This window comes from Devosia sp. Root105 (assembly GCF_001424865.1).
Taxonomy (GTDB): domain Bacteria; phylum Pseudomonadota; class Alphaproteobacteria; order Rhizobiales; family Devosiaceae; genus Devosia_A.
This window is the reverse complement of record NZ_LMCR01000019.1, coordinates 243211-263266: the sequence shown is the minus strand read 5'-3', so window position 1 is coordinate 263266 and position 20056 is coordinate 243211. Positions and strand designations below refer to the sequence as shown.

Below are 20056 nucleotides of genomic sequence, written 5' to 3'. Positions count from 1 at the left end.
CCGCCTTCTCAACCGGTCGGCGCGATGAAGCCAGTGACATGATTTCAGCGATATGCTGCACACGATTGATCAGCGGTGGCTGTCAATCCTGCCGGTCGATACGCCAGCGCCAGATTTGCATCCTCTCCTGCTCGAGCGCCCCGTCAAAGCGCATGCCGAGCTTCTGCAGCACGGCGTTCGAGGCGTTGGTCTCGGCCAGGGAGTGGGCAATGACGGCTCGGGCGCCGGCTTCGAAGGCCGTGGCGACCATCGCGCCGGCGGCCTCGGTGGCATAGCCGCGTCCCTGGTGCTCGGGGCCGATCTCGTAGCCAATCTCGACGACACCGTCGGCGTCGGGAGCGCCGACATATCCACCATTGCCGATCAGCCTCGGCCCGTCGCGGTGGAGAAACAGGTACGGCGACCACGGCGCCGGCGCCTCGGGGAAGCCGGGACCGAACGCTTCGGGAAACTCCGGCCAGGCCGCCGGCAAAGTGACGCCGAGCAGCGCCGCAAACGCCTCGCGCGATTGCTGAAAGGCCTGCCGGTGTTCAGCTGTGAGCGGCACCAGCCGCAGTCGTGCGGTTATCATCTCGTCGTCTCTCATTACGCCCCGGCCTTCCTAAACCAGGTGATGTGGCCACACCGATACGCCGAAAAGCAGTGAATGGCGGCTGAACGCGTCGCGATTAGGCGGGGGGACCGGTCCCGGTCTTGACCCCTACTTAAGACTATCCAACCAAGAATATTGATGGCGCTTGATTGTGCTGCCCGAATTTGGTCCGACTTGATAGGCAAGCGCCTCAGGACCCTGAACCCGCAGAAAGCGCCATGTCCTCCGCCCTCAAGATTTATGCCCTGTTCATCGGCTCGGCACTCCTGATGTTCGGAGGCGGCCTGCAGGGCCTCTTGCTCTCGGTGCGCGGCGCCGAAGAAGGGTTTTCGCTGACGGCGCTCGGCCTCATCGGTACCGGCTGGTCGGTGGGGTTCGTTGCCGGTTCGATCACCGTACCGCTGCTGGTCAAGCGAGTGGGGCATATTCGTGCCTACTCGATCATGGCGGCCATCGGCACCGTGACGATCCTGCTTAACCTGCTTTGGGTTCAGGATATCGGCTGGATCGTGCTGCGCGCCTTTTCCGGCTTCTGCTTCGCCGGCGCGGCGATGATCGTCGAGAGCTGGCTCAACGAGGTGGCGGACAATCGCAGCCGCGGCACGATCTTTTCGGTCTATACCACCATCAACATGGCCGCTTCGACCGTCGGTCAGCTGGCCATGGCGGTGACCGGCACTTTCGGCCATATCCCGTTCGTGGTCGGCGCCATTGCCTTCATCTGTGCGCTTTTGCCGAGCGCCCTGACCTCGACGCCGCAGCCGCGGCCGATCTCGTCGGCGCGGCTCGATGTGGTGCTGCTCTACAAGACCTCGCCGCTGGCGGTGATCGCGGCCTTTGCCTGCGGCATGGCCAACGGCACCTTCGGCACGCTGGCGCCGGTCTACGGCTTCGAGCAGAAACTCGATGCCTCGACCATCGCCTACCTGTTCGCCGTCACCGCAGTGGTGGGCGCCGTGGCGCAGACGCCGTTCGGGCGGCTCTCCGACAAGATCGACCGCCGGCTGGTGATCGTCGGGCTCAGCGGTTTTGCGGCAGTGATCGGCCTCGTCACCGTGCTGCTGAACCCGAGCAGCGGCGTGCTGATGTTCATCCTGTTCGGGCTCTACGGCTTCGGCGCCTACCCGCTTTATGCCATCGCCGTGGCGCATGCGAACGACTTCGCCAAGGAAGGCGAGTTCGGCCGCGTCGCCGGCGGCATGCTGCTGATCCTCGGCATCGGGCTCGCCATCGGGCCGATCATCGCCAGCTGGGTGATGAACGCCATCGCGCCGGTCGGCCTGTTCATCGTCACCGCCACCTTCCATGGAGCGCTTGCGGTTACGGCGTTCCTGCGCATGAAGATCCGCCCGGTGCGCGACGCCTCGGGCCGCGTCCGTTTCCGCGCCATGAGCGCCGAGAAGGGCGTATCGCCCGGCACCGTGACGCTCGATCCGCGCGGCGAGGAAAAGCCGACGCCCCGCCCGGCCACGCCGGCGGCGGCCCCCCAGCCCGAGGAAACCGAACTGCTGGTGCCCGATCCGATCGAGCCGACGGTGATCGTCGAACGGCACGTGAAAAACGATGCGCCCGGTGATACCGACAAGTCGGACAAGCCGAAGCCGGAGTAGCCCACATGTTCAAATCGGAGCTCGACCAGAGCAAGCCGTTCATACCGCTGTCGATCGCCGTGCTCGCGGTGTCCGACACCCGGACGCTGGAGACCGATACCGCGGGCGCCCTGCTGAAATCGCTGATGGAAGCCGACGGGCACAGTTGCTTCGAGCGCGCCGTAGTGCGCGACGACATCCACCAGATCCGCGCCAAGGTGATGGAGTGGGTGGTGAACGATGGCGTCGACGCGATCATCACCACCGGCGGCACCGGCTTTTCGGGCCGCGACGTGACACCGGAGGCGCTGGAGCCGCTGTTCCAGAAGCGGATGGATGGGTTTTCGGTGCTGTTCCACCAGTATTCCTCGACCACGGTGGGCACGTCCACTTTGCAGTCGCGCGCCACCGGCGGGCTGATCGGCGAGACCTTCGTCTTCGTCCTCCCCGGTTCGCGCGGCGCCTGCCGCGACGCCTGGGAAGGGATCCTGCGGGCCCAGCTCGACAACCGGCACAAGCCCTGCAACTTCGTCGAACTGATGCCGCGCCTCGCCGAGCGCTGACGCGCTTCAGGAACGGCTGTCGAACATCGACGTTCTCCCGCCAAAGGAGATATCCGATGATCCGCAAACTCAGGTCCGGCGAGTACCGGCTCTATTCCAAAAAGACCGATCCCAAGACCGGCAAGCGCCGCAACCTCGGCACCTTCGACAGTCGCGAGGCCGCCGAAAAGCACGAGCGCGAAGTGCAGTACTTCAAGCGGCACTGACAAGCCGGCCCCGCGGCGATAATCTCAGCTATGGCCAAGGACCAGAAAATCACCGTCGCCCTGACGCGCAAGCAGACCGCGCCGCGCAACGCCGCCGCCAAGTCGTTGCGCGAGGGGCAGTTCCAGCCCAAGATCGAAGCGGATCCCAAGGCCTACAAGCGCAAGAACAAGCACAAGGCTGATCCGGTGTTGGAAGCCGAGAAGCAGGACGGCGAAGTCGAGTAACCTGAATCCGGTTCACTTTATGAATTTGCCGGCTTCAAGTTCATCTTGAGATTCAGGCCGCGCCGCGAAGCCCTTCCAAAAACACGTTCATTTCCCATTCAGCCGGCGCAATTCAATTGCGATGCCCACGGTCCGGTGCCACTTTGCGGCACTTGAGGGTCTTTGGTTTGCCGCGTTTTCGAACCTGAGAGCGCGTTTGAGCATCACATGCGGAGGGCTCCATGACTGGGTTGATCATTCTGGCGATCGTCGTCGTCGCCATCGGCTACGCGATCTTCGTCTACAACGATCTGGTGTCGAAGCGTCAGCTCAAGGAAGAAGGCTGGTCGGGCATCGACGTGCAGCTGAAGCGCCGCACCGACTTGATCCCTAACCTGATGGAGACGGTGAAGGGCTATATGGGCCACGAGCGCGAAACGCTCGAGGCCGTTACTCAGGCCCGCGCCGCCGCCACCGCCGGGGCCAATGCCGGTCCGGCCGAGCGCAGTGCGCTGGAAGGCGCGCTGTCAGGTGCGCTGGGCAAGCTCCTCGCCATTGCCGAGGCCTACCCGGACCTCAAGGCCAACACCACCTTCCTCGAATTCCAGAGCGCGCTGCAGAACGTCGAAGACGAAATCCAGCTGGCGCGCCGCTACTACAATGGCTCGGTGCGCAACCTGAACACCGCGGTCGAGAGCTTCCCCTCCAACGTCGTCGCCAACGCCTTCAAGTTCGAGAAGGCCGAGTATTTCGAGCTGGAGAACGAAGCCGACCGGGCTGTGCCTTCGGTGAAGTTCTGACGTCGAGCGTCAGGTGGAGAACCCGGTGGCTGTGGACCCCCACCCCTGTCCCCTCCCCGCAAGGGGGAGGGAGACGCATACTGCGACGCCAGTGTTCTGGTCTCCCTCCCCCTTGCGGGGAGGGGACAGGGGTGGGGGGCAGCTAGCCACCGCAATTGCAGCAATTCTGCTGGCACTACTCACCCTGCTCTTCGCCCTCCCTGCGGCTGCCCGCGAAGCCATCACCTCGTTCTCATCCGCCGTCACCCTCAACACCGATGGCTCGGTCGACGTCATCGAGACCATCGAGGTCAATGCCGAGGGCTATGAAATCCGCCGCGGCATCTATCGCGACATCCCGCTGATCCTGATCAATCCGGACAACTCGCGGCTCCGCTCCGACCTCACGGTGAAGACTGTGCTCCGCGACGGCCGGGCCGAACCCTATTCGCTCGACAATATCGGCGCCGGCTTCAAACGCATCCGTATCGGCGATGCCGACGTGCTGCTGAGCTATGGCCGGCACAAGTACACCATCCACTACAGCATGACGCGGATGGGTCGCAGCTTTGCCGACCACGACGAGCTGTTCTGGAACGCCACCGGCAACTACTGGAATTTTCCGATCGACCAGGCCGTCGCCTCGATCACCCTGCCCAAGGGCGCCGTGATCGACCGACTGGTCGGCTATACCGGTGCGCCCGGCTCCATGGAGCAGGCCGTCACCATCACCCGCACGTCCGACAACACGGCGATCTTCCGGGTGAACCGGCCGCTGGGCTCGGGCGAAGGCGTCAGCGTGGCGGCGTCGTTTCAAAAGGGCATTCTCGCCGAGCCGCAGGGACTAGACCGGCTGCTCTACTGGCTGAGCGACCATCGCGACATCGTGGTGCCCGGCATCGCGGTCGGCCTGGTGCTGCTTTACAACCTCCTCGCCTGGAGCGCGGTTGGCCGTGACCCGAAGAAAGGCACGATCATCCCGCTGTTTCATCCCCCCAAGGGGTTCTCGCCGGGGCTCGCCGAATATGTCGACGGCATGGGTTGGGAGAAGAGCGGCTGGACCGCCTTCACCGCCTCGATCTTCGACCTCGGGGTCAAGGGGCTGGTGAAGATCGACAATCCGGGCAAGACTTTGAGTGTGACGGTAACCGGCAAGGCGCCGCCGGACGATCTCGGGGCAGCCGAGCGGCTGCTGTTCGACTACTTCAAGTCGCAGGGCAAGGTGACGGTCAACACCACCACCGGCCCCAAGCTGAACGAGACGCGCGGCCAGTTCGTCTCGGCCATCGAGACCGAGAACCGGCTGGTCTATTTCAGGAACAATACCGGCTACATCCTGGTGGGGGTCGGGTTTTCGCTATTGATCCTCCTCGGCATGGTGGTGTTCGACCTGATCGACCCGATCACGCTGGTCTTCGCCGGGGCCGGCGCGCTGTTCCTCGGCATTCTGGGCGGTGTGCTCAGGGGGCTGTGGCGCAGCCCGATCCTGTCCAAGATCATCTTCGCAGTGTGGGCGGTGATCTTCGGCGGCAACCTGATCGGCGCCGGCGCGAGCTTTCTCGGTGACTTCCGGATCGGCGAGTTCCGCCCCGATGCGGCGCTGATCGGCGCCGCATCGATCATCTTCGTCAATGTGCTGTTCGCCGTGCTGATGCGGGCGCCGACGGTGCAGGGCCGTCAGGTCATGGACCAGCTCGACGGCTTCAAGATGTACATGAACACCGCCGAAAAGAACCGGCTGAACATGACCAACGAGCCGCCGATGACCGTGGAGCGCTTCGAGCGCATCCTGCCCTATGCCATTGCGCTCGGTGTCGAAAAACCGTGGTCCGAGCACTTCGAAGCCGAACTCGCCCGCAACGCCGTCGCCGACGCAGAGGGCAGCAGCTACGCGCCGGGCTTCTATACCGGTCGTAACTGGTCGAACAGCTCGGGGGGCTTCGCCAACTCGGTGTCGTCGGTAGCATCAGGCATGAGCGCCGCCATGGTCGCGGCACAGCCGAGCTCATCGTCGGGCTCGGGCTTTTCCAGCGGCGGCGGAGGAGGAGGCGGCGGCTCCGGGGGTGGCGGTGGCGGTGGTGGCGGCGGCGGGTGGTAGGACCAAACCTCCCCTAAGCCGCTTCATATCGCCTACCCACCGGCGTCATCCTAGCGAAGGTGGGGACCCAGTGGGATGCCTCAGCGTTAGCGAGCGCTGATAGTCCGCACTGGGTTCCCGCCTACGCGGGAATGACATCGCTGAGTAAAGGACTATCGCGCCGGCCATCGGCCACCAGACCGGCGACGTCAGTCACGTCGCCAACCCCGCAATGGACAATCTCCCCTGCCCTTGCTAGGCAAACCGCGCTTTCAAACGCCCGGTTAAGAGATGCCCGAACTCCTCGTTGAACTGTTCTCGGAAGAAATCCCTGCGCGCATGCAGCGCAAGGCCGCCGAGGATCTGAAGAAGGCCGTGACCAATGCGCTGGTCGATGCCGGCCTCGTCTACGAGGGCGCCAAGGCGTTCGTCACGCCACGCCGGCTGGCGCTGACAGTTACCGGGCTCCCGGCCCGTTCCCCCGACACCCGCGAAGAACGCAAGGGCCCGCGGGTCGGCTCGCCGCAGCAGGCGATCGACGGCTTCCTCAAGGCCGCGGGACTGGGCTCGATCGAAGAGGCCAAGATCGAGGCCGACCCCAAGAAGGGCGAGTTCTACGTCGCGCATATCGAGAAGAAAGGCGCCGAGGCGACCGACATTCTCGCGACCCTCTTACCCAAGGTGATCACCGGCTTCGACTGGCCGAAATCCATGCAGTGGGGCAATGGCGGGCTGACCTGGGTGCGGCCGCTGCGCGCTATCACCGCGACGTTCGGCACCGACAATGACGAGCCGGTGGTCATCCCGTTCAAGTCGAACACTGTTGCTTCCGGCCAGACCACCTTCGGCCACCGCTTTCTCGCGCCCGACGCGATCCGGGTGAAGCGCTTCGACGATTACGTGCAGGCGCTGGAAAAGGCCAAGGTCGTTCTCGACATCGACCGGCGCAAGGAAATCATCAAGGCCGACGCGGACAACCTCGCCTTCGCGCAGGGGCTCAACGTCATCCATGACGAAGGCCTGCTCGAAGAAGTCGCCGGCCTCGTCGAATGGCCGGTGGTGATGATGGGGTCGTTCGATCCGGCCTTCCTCGAAGTGCCCGAGGAAGTGATCATCGCCACCATCCGCGCCAACCAGAAGTGCTTCTGCCTGCGCGACAGCTCGGGCAAGCTGGCGCCGTTCTTCATCATCACCTCGAACCAGGTCGCGGCCGACGGCGGCAAGACCATCGTCGCCGGCAACGAGCGGGTCATCCGCGCCCGCCTGTCGGACGCGCGGTTCTTCTACCAGACCGACCTGGCGCTGCCGCTCGAGCATGGCCTGCCCAAGCTCGAGGAGAGCGTGTTCCACGCCAAGCTCGGGACGCAGTTCCAGCGCGTCGAACGGCTGGTGAAGCTCAGCGGCGAGATCGCGCCCAAGGTCGGGGCCAACCCCGACCTGGCGAAGCGCGCCGCCATGCTGGCGAAGGCCGACCTCACCACCGGCATGGTCGGCGAGTTCCCCGAGCTGCAGGGCATCATGGGCCGCTATTATGCGCTGGCGCAGGGCGAGCCGATGGCCATCGCCAATGCGATCGCCGACCACTACAAGCCGCTCGGCCCCACCGACCTGGTGCCGGGCGAACCGGTCGCCATCGCCGTGGCGCTGGCCGACAAGCTCGATACGCTGAAGGGTTTCTGGTCGATCGATGAGAAACCCACCGGCTCGCGCGACCCGTTTGCGCTGCGGCGCGCGGCGCTGGGCGTCATCCGCATCGTCACCGACAACAACCTGCGCTTCCCGCTCGAGGTCGAGCAGGACCTGCTGAGCTTCTTCCACGACCGGCTGAAGGTGACGCTGCGCGATGCCGGCGCCCGCCACGACCTGGTCGATGCGGTGATCGGCAAGGACAGCAACGACATGCTGGAGATCACCGAGCGGGTCGAGGCGCTGTCGAAGCTGCTCGGTTCCGAGGATGGCAAGAACCTCCTCGCCGGCTACAAGCGCGCCGCCAACATCCTCGCCGCCGAGGAGAAAAAGGACGGCAAGGGTTTTGCCGCGCCGGTCGACCCGGCGCTGCTGTCGCTCAGTGAGGAAGCGGCGCTGGCCGAGGCCATCGCCTCTGTCGATGTGGCCGTCGCTGCCAAGGTCGCCGCCAATGACTACCAGGGCGCCATCACCGCACTCGGCACGCTGCGCCAGCCGGTCGACAAGTTCTTCGAAGCGGTGCTGGTCAACGATCCGGATGCGGCGATCCGGACCAACCGGCTGAGCCTCCTCAGCAAGCTGCGCGACACCATGCGGCAGGTGGCGGATTTCTCGAAGGTCGCGGGCTAGGGTTAGCAGTCCTTCGCCAGTTCCATGAAGGCGCGGACGTTCGCGGTGACAAAGCGTTGCGCCGGGTAGACGAAGTACACGTTGCCGGGCTCGGTGCTGTACTCGGGCAGAACGCGCTCGAGCGATAGCTCCGGCGTCAGCCGGGTGAAGTCGGGCAACGGCCCGATCCCCAAGCCTCGCAGCACCAGGCTGCGAACGGTCTGCATGTCGTCGGCTTTGAGCCGACCCTCGGGAAGCGCAAAACTGTGGTTGCCGGCGATCAGCCGAAAGCCCTGCGGGATGCGCGAAAATCGGATGATGTCGTGGCCGGCGAGCTCGTCGGGCGAAGCGGGGCGGCCGCGACGATCAAGATAGGCGGGGCTGGCCCACAGGCCGAGGACCGCCGATGCGAGGCGGCGGCTCACCAGTGTCGAGTCCTGCATCGGGCCGACGCGGAGCGCGAGGTCAACACCTTCGGCGATAAGATCGACGATACGACTGGTGACGATAAGCTCGATATCGGCCTTCGGGTAGGCGGCCAGAAACTCAGCGCAGAGGGACGGGAGCACTGTGTTGGCGACGTCGGCGGACGCGGTGATCCGCAGCAGCCCGGTGGGCTCGGTGCCGGCCGCCGCCAGTTGGCTCTCTCCCGCCTCCAGCGCGTTGAGCGCTTCGATGCAGTGGCCAAAATAGGCTGCGCCCGCCTCGGTCACATGCATACGCCGGGTCGAGCGCTGGATCAGCGTGACACCCAAGCGCTCCTCGAGCCGGGCGATGCGCGCCGAAACCGTGGTCGTGGGCATGCCGAGGAGCCGGGCCGCTGCAGCAAAGCTGCCGGCCTGCACCACGCGGACGAAGACATCGATTCCTTCGAGTACCATCGGCGCATTATGCAGATTCCTGCACGATGTTTCCAGCTGAACTGTGATTGTGGGATAAATCGTCGCTCACTACGTTCCGGGTCTTGCGATGGCATGGGGCCATCCACGAAGGTTGGGCTCGGCGCATGGATTTCCTCACTTCCCTCAATTTCTGGCTGTGGACTGCTCAGGTTGTTCTCGCACTGCTCTACCTGATGGCGGGAGGCATGAAGGCGATCCGCCCAATCGCCGACCTCACCAAGATGATGGCTTGGCCCGCCGAGTACCCGCGGCTCACGCGCTTCGTCGGCTGGGCCGAGGTGCTCGGCGCCATCGGCCTGATCCTGCCGATGCTGACCGGCATCCTGCCCTGGCTCACGACGCTTGCTGCCGTCGCACTGGTGCTGGTGCAGATCCTGGCGATCGGCTTTCACGCCCGGCGCGGCGAGACCGCCAAATCGCTGCCGATGAACCTGGTTCTGCTGGCGCTCGCGGTGTTCATCGCCTGGGGCCGCTGGGGCCTGTTCGGGGGCTGAGCCGCACCCGCTCAAGGGCCGCGATACGGCGCGGCCCTCTGCAGATTTCTCCCGGGGGTGGCGGGGTTACAACCCGAACGTCACGTTGCCCGCGTCATCCATGGAAAAACCCGGATTCCAGGCGACTTCCCATGCATGGTCATCGGGGTCGGTGACATAGCCGCGCAGCCCGCCATGCGGCGGGACGTCGGCCGGACGGATGACCCTGCCACCGGCCGCCGCCAATTGCGCGATCAGCGGCGCCACTTCGCCCGCAGTGGCGACGTTGTGGGCTAAGGCGAAGGCACCCGGCGTCCGCAGCCCGGTGCGGTTCATGTCCGCCTCCAGCTCAGCGGTCAGGAAGGTACCGAGCACCATGCCGTTGAGCTGGTAGAAGACGATCACATCGCTCTCATAGACCGGCGTCCACCTGAACCCTTCGCTGTAAAAGCGCCGCGAGCGGGCGAGGTCGGTGGTGCCGAGGGTAATGACGGAAACTGCAGGCTTCATTTGGCCAAGACCTTTCACTGCGCCGCTCCCCGATGGAGCAGCGTTCAAGGCCATGGGACTCAGTCGCCGAAGCGAAGGCCAGGACCGCCGAAGCGGGACAGGGCTAACCGCACCTGCCTCTCCTTTTCTGACCCAACTAAGCTAGCAGCCGGCGCCATCGGGTCAATGCCGCGGCGGTCTCTCTCCACCGGTTTGTTCTTGTTCCGTTCTCATTGGGATGCTATTCCTAATGGAACGTTACCCGTGGCGAGTCGCTTAAGGGTTTGGAGAACGGACATGCGGGTCAGCGCCCCCAATTTCGAGCAGCTGGAGCGATTGAACGGCACGCGCGATGCGGACCTGATCGCGCGGCGTTACGTCGACCCGGCGCTCAATCGTGGCCGTGGCGCGCAGACCAACAAGGGCAGTCGCTTCGATCGGCAGAGCCGCGAAGAGTTCGACGACGGTTGGGGACAGGTCGAGGATTTGAAGCCGTTCGAAACCATCGAGCATGTCGAGCGCGCCAAATCGATCATCACCCGCAACGAAAGCCCGGATATCGGCTTTGATCGCTCGATCAACGCCTATCGCGGCTGCGAGCATGGGTGCTCGTATTGCTTCGCCCGCCCGACCCACGCCTATCTCGGGCACTCGGCGGGGCTGGAGTTCGAGCGCGACATCTATGTGAAGGCCAACGCCGTCGAGCTGCTGCGGCGCGAGCTGGCCGACAAGCGCTATAAGCCCAAGCCCATCGCCATGGGCACCAATACCGACCCGTACCAGCCGGCGGAGCGGCAGCATAAGCTGACCCGCGGCATCCTCGAATTGCTGCTCGAGACCAAACACCCGGTGACCATCACCACCAAGTCGGCGCTGGTGGTGCGCGATCTCGACATCCTGAAGCCGCTCGCCGAGCAGAACCTGGTGCGCGTGGCGCTCTCCATCACCAGCATGGATCATATCCTGTCGCGCAAGATGGAGCCGCGGGCCTCGACGCCGGAAAAGCGCCTGGAAGCGATGCGGCTGCTGTCGGAAGCCGGCATTCCGACCACGGTAATGGCGGCGCCGATGATCCCGGCGATCAACGACATGGAGCTCGAACGGATCCTCGACGCCGCGGCGGCGCAGGGCGCGGTAGGCGCCAATGCCATCCTGCTGCGGCTGCCGGGGGAAGTGCGAGACATTTTTCGCGAGTGGCTGCTGCGGCATTTTCCCGATCGGGTAAGCCACGTGATGAGCCTCGTGCGGGACACGCGTGGCGGCAAGGACAATGACCCGAACTTCGGCACACGCTTCGTCGGCGAGGGTCCATATGCCACCCTGCTGCGCCAGCGCGTCGACCTCGCCAAGGCGCGCTACAAGCTCGACCGGCCGATCGCGCCGCTGCGCACCGATCTGTTCACGCCGCCGACGGTGGACGACGGACAGATGACGTTGTTCTGAGCGGGATCCGTGGCTCCCAGGACCCCCTCTCTGGCAAAATCTAAGGCTTAGCCAAACGGCTAAACCTAAGATTTTGCTTTCTCCCCCGCCAAGGGGGAGAGTCCCGACTGCTGCTCCAATGCGGATGGAGGCCACCGACCATCTCCCCCTTGGCGGGGGAGAAAGCGAAAACTTGGGCTTAGCGCAGCTAAGTCCTTAGTTTTCGCCAGAGAGGGGGACGTGAAGCACGCGCAAGGATGCGCCCGACGTCCACCGCGGTTTCGCCAATCTCGAGGCGTACGACGCCGAGCGAGAGGAACGAGAAGCTGGTAACACAGATGCCACTTGCCCCGCAGGCGTGCATGGCGATGCTTGAGGACATGCCCTCCGATTCGCCCGTCATTATCAGCAAGCCGACGCTCAAGTTCGAGCGTGCCGCCATCAAGCGCGGGGCGAAATTCGTTTGCGGCGTCGATGAGGTCGGACGCGGCCCGCTGGCCGGGCCGGTGGTGGTTTCGGCGGTGATCCTCAACCATCGCAAGGTGCCGGAAGGTCTCAACGACTCCAAGGTGTTGACCGCCGCGCAGCGCGAAGCGCTGTACGAGAAGATCATGGCGTCGGCCATCGTTTCGATAGTGGTGGCGCCGCCGACGATCATCGCACAGCTCAACATCCTGCAGGCCTCGCTCTGGGCGATGCGCAAGGCGGTGCTGGGCCTGCAGGTGAAAGCCGACCACATCCTGGTCGATGGCAACAAGCTGCCCAAGGACCTGCCCTGCCCCGGCGAGGCGATCGTCGGTGGCGACGGGCGCTCGGTATCGATTGCCGCGGCCTCGATCGTCGCCAAGGTGACGCGCGACCGGATGTGCCTGATCATGGACTGCGAGGAGCCGCAATTCGGCTTTTCGAGCCACAAGGGTTATGCGGCGCCGCAGCATCTCGAAGCCCTCACCACGCATGGCCCGGGCCGCCATCATCGGATGGATTTCGCCCCCTGCATCCAGGCGCAGCGGATGAAGACGATCGCCGCCTGAGGCGGACGACACGTATACGCGCCTTAACCTCTCGCTAACCGCGAAGCTTAAATCCCCTTTAACCCTAACGCCTTACAACCGATCCCGTTAGTACTGCGTCAGGGTTCGAGTTATGTTGCGTACCGCGCGTATGGCGGCTTCCGCCAATGCGGAGGGGAGCCTGCTCCCCATCGACACCATCCTTGTGGGCGATTGCATCAAGCACATGAATGCCTTGCCGGCCGGCTCGGTTGACCTCGTATTCGCAGACCCGCCTTACAACCTGCAGCTGGACCAGGGCCTGACCCGGCCGGACCAGTCGCGCGTTGCCGGCGTCGACGACGATTGGGACAAGTTCGACAGCTTCGCCCATTACGACATCTTCACCCGCGCCTGGCTGAAGGCCGCGCGGCGCATCCTGAAACCGGATGGCGCCATCTGGGTGATCGGCTCGTACCACAACATCTTCCGCGTCGGTGCGGCGTTGCAGGATCTCGACTACTGGCTCCTCAACGACGTGATCTGGCGCAAGGCCAACCCGATGCCCAACTTCCGCGGCACCCGGTTCACGAACGCGCACGAGACGCTGATCTGGGCCGCCAAGGATCGCGACAGTCGCGTCACCTTCAACTACGAGCAGATGAAGCAGGCCAATGACGACGTGCAGATGCGCTCGGACTGGCTGTTCCCGATCTGCACCGGGGCCGAGCGCCTGAAGGACGACGACGACGAAAAGCTGCACCCGACGCAGAAGCCGGAAGCCCTGCTCTACCGGGTGATCAGCGCGACGACCAAACCCGGCGACGTGGTGCTCGATCCGTTCTTCGGCACCGGCACCACCGGCGCGGTGGCCAAGAAACTCGGCCGCCACTTCATCGGCATCGAACGCGAGGACACCTATATCGCCGGCGCGCTGAAGCGCATCGCCTCGATCCGCCCGCTCAACGCCGCCACCATCGAGACGGCAGTATCGAAGCGCGCCGCACCGCGCGTGGCCTTCGGTTCGCTGGTCGAAATGGGGCTGATCGCCCCGGGCACCGAGCTCTACGATGATCGCCAGCGCTGGAGCGCACTGGTGCGCGCCGATGGCTCGCTGGTCTCGGGCGGCCATATGGGTTCGATCCACCGGGTCGGCGCGCTGGTGCAGGGGGCAGAGGCCTGCAACGGCTGGACCTTCTGGCATGCGCGGCAGGGCAGCCGGCTTGCCCCTATCGACGATCTGCGCAGCCAGGTGCGCGCCCAGATGGAACGACTTTCGGCCTGAATCTGACCTCCAATTCAACTCAGGCTGCGCTCGCCGCCGGCTCGAAAGAGCCGGCGGCTTTCGTTTGTGGGGATGATCTTGTGAGCCAAACTCACCAACCCACAGGGTGTCATCCCTGCGAAAGCAGGGACCCATCCCACCGCCTGCGCCAGCTGAGAGTTGGGTCCCTGCTTTCGCAGGGATGACATCGAGTGGGTTGGACTGCCGAGGCTCCCCTTACTCCACTCCAGCAGCGGCCAGCACTTTGCGGAAGACGCTCGGCAGGGCTTCGGCATCGAGTTCGCGCGGATCGGCCCACCAGCCCGCCTTGAGCTCGGCCGGATCGGCCACCACAGCCGACCATACGTCGAGCTCGAGCCGGAAATGGGTAAAGACGTGGACAACCTGTCCATCATAGCGCCAGTCGGACGCCACTGGATGCACCACGGCGCGCTTTTCCGGCGTCCAGTCCGAGACCGGTATCTCGGTCATCTGCGCCAGCAGCCCCTTCTCGGCCCGGGTCTGCAGGTACACATCGCCATCGGTGTCGCGCATGACGAAGGCATGGCCGTAGCGGGTCGGACGGTCGGCCTTCTCAGGCTTCACGGGATAGAGCAGCGGATCGAGGTTGGCGCCGCGGCAGCCCGGCTGGATCGGGCAGAGCATGCAACTGGCGTTGCGCGGCGCGCAGATGGTGGCGCCAAGATCCATCAGCGCCTGCGCGAAGTCCCCCGCCCGCTCAGGCACCACCGCCTGCACCGTCCCCCGCACCAGGTCCTTGGCGTCGCGCACCGGCACGTCGAGCGCCAGGTAGCGCGCCACCACCCGGTCGACATTGCCATCGACCACCGCCACCCGCTCGTCGCCGGTGATCGCGGCAATGGCTGCGGCGGTGTAAGGCCCGATGCCGGGCAAGCTCAGCAGTTCGGCCGAGCTGGTCGGGAAGCGGCCGCCAAAACGCTCGACCACGGCTTTGGCGCAGGCGTGGAGGTTGCGGGCCCGGGCGTAGTAGCCGAGCCCTGCCCATTCGACGAGCACGGCTTCGAGCGGCGATGCGGCGAGATCGGCGACGGTCGGCCAGAGGTGGAGGAAGCGCGCGTAGTAGCGCCCGACCGCTGCAACCGTGGTCTGCTGCAGCATGATTTCGCTGAGCCAGACGCGATAGGGATCGGCTAGGATACCGCGGGCGCGGTCGGCCGGGCCGACCCGCCATGGCAGACTGCGCGCATGCCGATCGTACCAGGCGAGCACGGCGGCGGCGTCTAGCGGCACGGGGTTTTGCTGGGGCGCGGCATTTGACATGATAGCGGCCACAGATGGCGCGCCGCAGCAGCGGGCGCAAGCGGCGGCGGGAAGTTGTTACCAGTGGCGGACAAGCCTAAATCGAAACCCAAGGACGATGCGCCGCCCAAACGGCTCAACCGCGCCGTCGGCGTGGCCGAGGCGCTTGGCGGGGTGCTCGATCCGGCGCTGAAGAAGCGCGGCTTTGCCAGCCGCGACATCCTCTCGCACTGGCCGACCATCGCGCCGGCGCCGTACGACAAGGTGACTCGGCCGGACAAGCTGAGCTGGCCGCGCGGCGAAAAAGGCGCCGAGGGGGCGACGCTTTACCTCCGCTGTCACCCCGGCCATGCCCTGGCGCTGGCGCACGAAGGTCAGCGGGTCGCGGCCTCGATCAACCGGTATTATGGCTATTTCCTCGTCGGGCAGGTCCGGCTCAGTGCCGAACCGTTCGCGATCGAGGACACAGTGCCCGAGACAGTCCCGGCGCTGCCGGAGGTCGCCCGGGCGCGGATCAGCCGCACGGTCGAGCGGGTCAGCGATCCCGGGGTACGTGACGCCCTCAGACAACTCGGACAGGCGATCGCCCGGAGAAAGCCCGATTGATCAGTGCCTGTTCCGCGTTGCCATTCGAGCGCAGCTCGCATGGCCTTCGCGCCTCAAATCGCTCCACCGGAGCGGTTTGCCCTGCGGGACATCGCGAAGTGTTCATCGCCGGTTGAACTTGCCCGGCCTAGTTTGCCCCGATATTAGGGCGAGCAACGAAAAAACGGAGTGAAACTCGTGGCCAACCGTCGCAACATTCTCATCGGGTCCGGCGCAGCTGTCGTCGCGGCAGCGGCGGGGACCAGCGTGTCCTTCCTGTTCGGCGCCACCGGCGCCCTCGCCCAGCAGTTCGACCAGGCCAAGCTGATGGCGCCGGCCGGCGGCGTTGCCGACCACCCGCTTGGGCCGGCGGACGCCAAGGTGACGCTGATCGAGTACCTGTCGCCGACCTGCCCGCACTGCGCTGCGTTCACCAACACCGTCTATCCGCAGCTCAAGACCGAGTACATCGACACCAACAAGATCCAGTTCATCCCGCGCCCGTTCATGCGCAACGTGCTGGATGCCGTGGTGTTCATGCTCGCCGAAGCGGCTGGCCCGGAGAAGTACCACGAGGTGATCGACACCTTCTTCAAGACGCAGGACCAGTGGGCTGCATCCAACACGCCCAATGACGCCATCTTCGGCATCGCCCAGCAGCTTGGTTTTACCAAGGAAACCTACGACGCTGCCTTGACGAATCAGGACCTGTTCAAGGGACTGGAAGCGGTGCGGGATCAGGCGCTGGACGAGTTCAAGCTCCAGGGCACGCCGACGTTCTACATCAACGGCAAGATGCTGACTGGAGAAAACTCGTTTGAGGCTCTCAAGGCCGAAATCGATCCGCTGCTCTCCTAACGCGCTGCCCCCCAGGGGCGCGCGATGAAATTCACGCGCCTCAAACTGCACGGCTTCAAATCCTTCTGCGACCAGACCGAGCTCTACCTGGAGCCCGGTCTGTCCGGCGTGGTGGGACCCAACGGCTGCGGCAAATCCAACCTCGTCGAAGCGCTGCGCTGGGTGATGGGTGAAAGCTCGTACAAAGCGATGCGGGCTTCGGGCATGGACGACGTGATCTTTTCCGGCTCGGGTAGCCGGCCCGGTCGCAACACCGCCGAAGTCACCCTCGTTCTCGACAATTCCGACCGCACTGCCCCGGCCCCGCTCAACAACGCCGACGTGCTGGAAGTTACGCGGCGGATCGAGCGCGAAGAAGGCTCGGTCTATCGCGTCAACGGCAAGGAAGTCCGGGCGCGCGATGTGCAATTGCTGTTCGCCGATGCCTCGACCGGCGCCCACTCCCCTGCCCTCGTTCGCCAGGGCCAGATCGGCGAACTGATCGCCGCCAAGCCGCAGCAACGCCGGGCGTTGCTCGAAGAGGCCGCCGGCATTTCGGGGCTGCACTCGCGCCGGCATGAGGCCGAGCTCAGGCTGCGCGCGGCGGAACAGAATCTCGAACGCGTCGACGACGTCATCGCCCAGGTCGAGCAGCAGCTCGAAACGCTGAAGCGACAGGCCCGGCTGGCCGTGCGCTATCGCGCCCTGAGCGGCGATATCCGCAAGGCCGAAGCAACGCTGTTTCACATCCGCTGGATCGCCGCGCGCTTCAACGAGAAGGATGCCGAGGCCGCGCAGGCCAAGCTGGTGCGTGATCTTGCCGAAGCGCAGCATATCGAGCTCGAAGCCCAGAAAGTGGTGTTCCTCGCCGACAAGGCGCTGGCGCCATTGCGCGACAAGGAAGCCGCCGCCGGCGCCGTGCTGCAGCGGCTGACCATTCTCGCCGAGCAGCTCGAGGGTGAGGCAAGACGGGCTGCGGCGCGGCTCAATGAACTCGGCGAACGGCTGAAACAGATCGAACAGGATGCGGTGCGCGAGCGCGCGCTGGTCGGCGAGAGCGACGACGCCCTCGAGGCGGCGCATGAAGAGCGCAGCCGCCTCGAAGCGGAAGCGGCGGGCGAACAGCAGGCGCTCGAAGCCGCGCGGGCGGCGACCGAAGCCGCGCAAAGCGAAGTGGCCAAGGCCGAGGGTGAGGCCCGCGCCGCCGCCGATGCCCTGGCGCAGTTGCGGGCCCGACGCGGCGCAGCCGAGCGCAGCGTTGCCGAGGCGCGCTCGCGGGTGACGCGGCTCGAGACGCAGATCGCCGACGTGGCGCGCGAAGCCGAGCAACTGGCGCGGACGCTCGGCGCCGACGCGACGCTGAACGCCGGGCGCGAAGCGCTCGACATGGCGCAGAACCATGCCAAGGCGGCGGAAACTGCCGCCGTCGCCGCCGAGACGGCCGCCGTCGCGGCGCAGGCCGCCGCCGACGCGCTGCGCCCGGAGCTGCAGCAGATCGAGGCAGCGCTGAACCGGCTGGAAGCCGAGGCGCAGACGCTGAGCCGTATCCTCAACCATGGCGGCGCCAGCAAGTGGCCGGCAGTGGTCGACCAGCTCAAGGTTGCCGCGGGCTATGAAACGGCACTCGGCGCGGCACTGGGTGACGATCTCGATGCCTCATCCGATGCCGGCGCGCCATTGCACTGGGCCGGCGCCGCTGCCGGTGCCGACCCGGCCTTGCCGGCGGGCGCTACGCCGCTGTCGCAGTTCGTGTCGGGCAGCCCGCTGCTGAAGCGCCGGCTTGACCAGATCGGGCTGGTCGAGGCGGCGGACGCGGCTCGGCTGATGGCGCAGCTGCAGCCCGGACAGCGGCTGACCACCAAGGCCGGCGGGCTGTGGCGCTGGGACGGTTTCGTCGCCGCCGCCGATGCGCCGACTGCTGCGGCGGAGCGGCTGGCGCAGCGCAACCGCCTGGCCGAGCTCGAAGCCGAAGTGGAGGACGTACGGGCCCGGCGCAACAGCCGGCGTGCCGATGCCACGGCGCTGGCCGAAGCGCTGAACGCGGCCCGCACCGACGAGCGGCTGAAGCGCGACGCCTGGCGGAACGCGCAGCGCGAGATTGCCGTCGCGCAGGGCGAGCTGGACAAAGCGCAGCGCGCCATCAGCGATCTCGCCGCGCGCCAGGTGGCGCTCGACGAAACGCGGACCCGGCTCGATGCGAACCTCGCCGAGGCGGTGGCTGCGGCCACCGAGGCAGAGCTGTTGCTGTGGGACGCCGGCGATGAAACCGAAGCTGCGGCTTTGGCGACATCACTGCAGTCACTGCTCAGCGGGCTGCGCGAGAAAGCCGATCAAGCGCGGCTGAAGCTCGGCGGCTTCGAGACGGCGGCGCGGATGCGCAGTTCGCGTCTCACCCAGATCGCCGCGGACGTTGCCGCATGGTCCCGCCGTCGTGAGGGCGCCGCTGGGCAGCTGGCAACGCTCGACGCCCGTACCGCCGAAGTGCGCGAGCAGATCACCGTGCTGCAGGCGTCGCCTGAGAGCCTGGCCGAGCGCCGCCGCACCCTCGACGCCGAGATCGCCGTGGCGCGCGAGGCGCACAAGGCGGCGACCGATGCGCTTGGTGTCGGCGACACCCGGCACCGCGAGGCGGACAAGGCGCAGCGGCTGGCGCATGACGCGCTCTCCGGCTTCCGGGCCGAGCTGGCGCGGGTCGAGGAGCGGATCAAGGGCCTCATCGCGCAGCGCCACCAGATCGAGCGGCAGGTGCACGAGACGCTCAACGTCGAAGCATCGCAGACGGCGCAGCTCGCCGGTATCAGGCCGGAACACGCTTTGCCTGCCGAGCCCCAGGTCGAATCGCAGGTCGACCGGCTGAAGGCAGAGCGCGAGCGGCTGGGCGGGGTGAACCTCGGCGCCGAAAAGGAATCCGAAGAGGTCCGTGAAAAGCTCGACCTGATGGTCAAGGATCGCGACGACCTGATCGCCGCGATCGCCAAGCTCCGCGGCGGCATCCAGAGCCTCAACCGCGAGGGCCGGCAGCGGCTCAACGAGGCGTTCGAGAAGGTCAACGCGCATTTCCAGGAGCTGTTCACCTCGCTGTTCGGCGGTGGTACCGCCGAGCTGCAGTTCGTCGAGAGCGACGATCCGCTGGAGGCCGGGCTCGAGATTCTCGCACGGCCGCCGGGCAAGAAGCCGACAACCATGACGTTGCTGTCGGGCGGCGAGCAGGCGCTCACGGCGATGTCGCTGATCTTTGCGGTGTTTCTCACCAACCCGGCGCCGATCTGCGTGCTCGATGAGGTCGACGCGCCGCTCGACGACGCCAATGTCGAGCGCTTCTGCAACCTGCTCGACATGATGACCGAGCGGACGGAAACCCGCTTCCTGGTGATCACCCACAATCCGATTACCATGGCCCGGGTCGACCGGCTGTTCGGCGTCACCATGGCCGAGCGCGGGGTCAGCCAACTGGTCTCTGTGGACCTCAAGGGCGCCGAGGCAGCGGTGCGGGTGGCGAGCTGACG

The 20056-nt window shown here is 65.8% G+C and carries 18 protein-coding genes; 14 read left to right on the top strand and 4 right to left on the bottom strand.

The features are described from left to right. Nucleotides 1-82 precede the first annotated feature (82 nt). Entirely contained in the window at nucleotides 83-571 is a 489-nt protein-coding gene (locus tag ASC68_RS23735) for a GNAT family N-acetyltransferase (RefSeq protein WP_055885080.1), read from the bottom strand. Between the two features lie 239 nt (nucleotides 572-810). Between ASC68_RS23735 and ASC68_RS23730 the strand changes: the two genes are divergently transcribed. From ASC68_RS23730 to glyS, 7 genes are all read left to right on the top strand, one after another. Continuing rightward, nucleotides 811-2202, top strand: coding sequence for an MFS transporter (locus ASC68_RS23730; RefSeq protein ID WP_055885078.1), 1392 nt, complete (start codon nucleotides 811-813; stop codon nucleotides 2200-2202). Between the two features lie 5 nt (nucleotides 2203-2207). Continuing rightward, a complete protein-coding gene (gene moaB / locus ASC68_RS23725; protein WP_055885075.1) occupies nucleotides 2208-2744 on the top strand; it encodes a molybdenum cofactor biosynthesis protein B in 537 nt (178 codons plus the stop codon). 56 nt (nucleotides 2745-2800) lie between these two features. Beyond that, nucleotides 2801-2950, top strand: a complete 150-nt coding sequence (locus tag ASC68_RS28810; protein ID WP_156384559.1) for a hypothetical protein — start codon at nucleotides 2801-2803, stop codon at nucleotides 2948-2950. Nucleotides 2951-2980: 30 nt separating this feature from the next. Next, on the top strand, nucleotides 2981-3175 hold the full coding sequence (locus ASC68_RS23720; RefSeq protein WP_055885072.1) for a hypothetical protein: 195 nt from the start codon (nucleotides 2981-2983) through the stop codon (nucleotides 3173-3175). A gap of 221 nt (nucleotides 3176-3396) precedes the next feature. Then, the gene (locus ASC68_RS23715; protein ID WP_055885069.1) at nucleotides 3397-3954 is read left to right on the top strand and encodes a LemA family protein; all 558 of its coding nucleotides are present in this window, start codon (nucleotides 3397-3399) and stop codon (nucleotides 3952-3954) included. A gap of 112 nt (nucleotides 3955-4066) precedes the next feature. Next, nucleotides 4067-6031, top strand: a complete 1965-nt coding sequence (locus ASC68_RS23710) for a DUF2207 domain-containing protein (RefSeq protein ID WP_055885064.1) — start codon at nucleotides 4067-4069, stop codon at nucleotides 6029-6031. Between the two features lie 270 nt (nucleotides 6032-6301). Then, a complete protein-coding gene (gene glyS / locus ASC68_RS23705; RefSeq protein ID WP_055885060.1) occupies nucleotides 6302-8326 on the top strand; it encodes a glycine--tRNA ligase subunit beta in 2025 nt (674 codons plus the stop codon). Nucleotides 8327-8328: 2 nt separating this feature from the next. Here glyS and ASC68_RS23700 read toward each other — a convergent pair whose 3' ends face one another. Next, nucleotides 8329-9186, bottom strand: coding sequence for a LysR family transcriptional regulator (locus ASC68_RS23700; RefSeq protein ID WP_055885058.1), 858 nt, complete (start codon nucleotides 9184-9186; stop codon nucleotides 8329-8331). A gap of 125 nt (nucleotides 9187-9311) precedes the next feature. Here ASC68_RS23700 and ASC68_RS23695 point away from each other — a divergent pair, with 125 nt between their 5' ends. Further along, nucleotides 9312-9701: a DoxX family protein gene (locus tag ASC68_RS23695; protein ID WP_055885055.1), complete on the top strand. Its 390-nt coding sequence runs from the start codon at nucleotides 9312-9314 to the stop codon at nucleotides 9699-9701. Nucleotides 9702-9767: 66 nt separating this feature from the next. Here ASC68_RS23695 and ASC68_RS23690 read toward each other — a convergent pair whose 3' ends face one another. Beyond that, on the bottom strand, nucleotides 9768-10190 hold the full coding sequence (locus ASC68_RS23690; RefSeq protein WP_055885052.1) for a VOC family protein: 423 nt from the start codon (nucleotides 10188-10190) through the stop codon (nucleotides 9768-9770). 276 nt (nucleotides 10191-10466) lie between these two features. On the opposite strand from ASC68_RS23690, the gene ASC68_RS23685 reads away from it, so the two are divergent. The 3 genes from ASC68_RS23685 (at nucleotide 10467) to ASC68_RS23675 (ending at nucleotide 13868) form a co-directional block, all read left to right on the top strand. Beyond that, complete coding sequence (locus ASC68_RS23685; protein ID WP_055885049.1) at nucleotides 10467-11612, top strand: PA0069 family radical SAM protein; 1146 nt, start codon at nucleotides 10467-10469, stop codon at nucleotides 11610-11612. Between the two features lie 341 nt (nucleotides 11613-11953). Next, nucleotides 11954-12625 (top strand): ribonuclease HII, encoded by a 672-nt coding sequence (locus ASC68_RS23680; RefSeq protein WP_244488428.1) that lies wholly within the window; start codon nucleotides 11954-11956, stop codon nucleotides 12623-12625. Nucleotides 12626-12737: 112 nt separating this feature from the next. Further along, nucleotides 12738-13868: a site-specific DNA-methyltransferase gene (locus tag ASC68_RS23675; protein WP_055885046.1), complete on the top strand. Its 1131-nt coding sequence runs from the start codon at nucleotides 12738-12740 to the stop codon at nucleotides 13866-13868. A 216-nt stretch (nucleotides 13869-14084) separates the two neighbouring features. Here ASC68_RS23675 and ASC68_RS23670 read toward each other — a convergent pair whose 3' ends face one another. Then, nucleotides 14085-15119 (bottom strand): A/G-specific adenine glycosylase, encoded by a 1035-nt coding sequence (locus tag ASC68_RS23670; RefSeq protein ID WP_244488427.1) that lies wholly within the window; start codon nucleotides 15117-15119, stop codon nucleotides 14085-14087. Nucleotides 15120-15212: 93 nt separating this feature from the next. On the opposite strand from ASC68_RS23670, the gene ASC68_RS23665 reads away from it, so the two are divergent. The 3 genes from ASC68_RS23665 to ASC68_RS23655 all read left to right on the top strand — a co-directional run bounded on the left by ASC68_RS23665 (nucleotide 15213) and on the right by ASC68_RS23655 (nucleotide 20054). Beyond that, a complete protein-coding gene (locus tag ASC68_RS23665; RefSeq protein ID WP_055885038.1) occupies nucleotides 15213-15734 on the top strand; it encodes a DciA family protein in 522 nt (173 codons plus the stop codon). Between the two features lie 177 nt (nucleotides 15735-15911). Then, nucleotides 15912-16571 (top strand): thioredoxin domain-containing protein, encoded by a 660-nt coding sequence (locus ASC68_RS23660; RefSeq protein ID WP_156384558.1) that lies wholly within the window; start codon nucleotides 15912-15914, stop codon nucleotides 16569-16571. 24 nt (nucleotides 16572-16595) lie between these two features. Continuing rightward, nucleotides 16596-20054 carry a chromosome segregation SMC family protein gene (locus ASC68_RS23655; protein WP_055885033.1) on the top strand — a complete coding sequence of 1153 codons (3459 nt, stop codon included), beginning with the start codon at nucleotides 16596-16598 and terminating at the stop codon, nucleotides 20052-20054. Nucleotides 20055-20056: the final 2 nt, after the last annotated feature.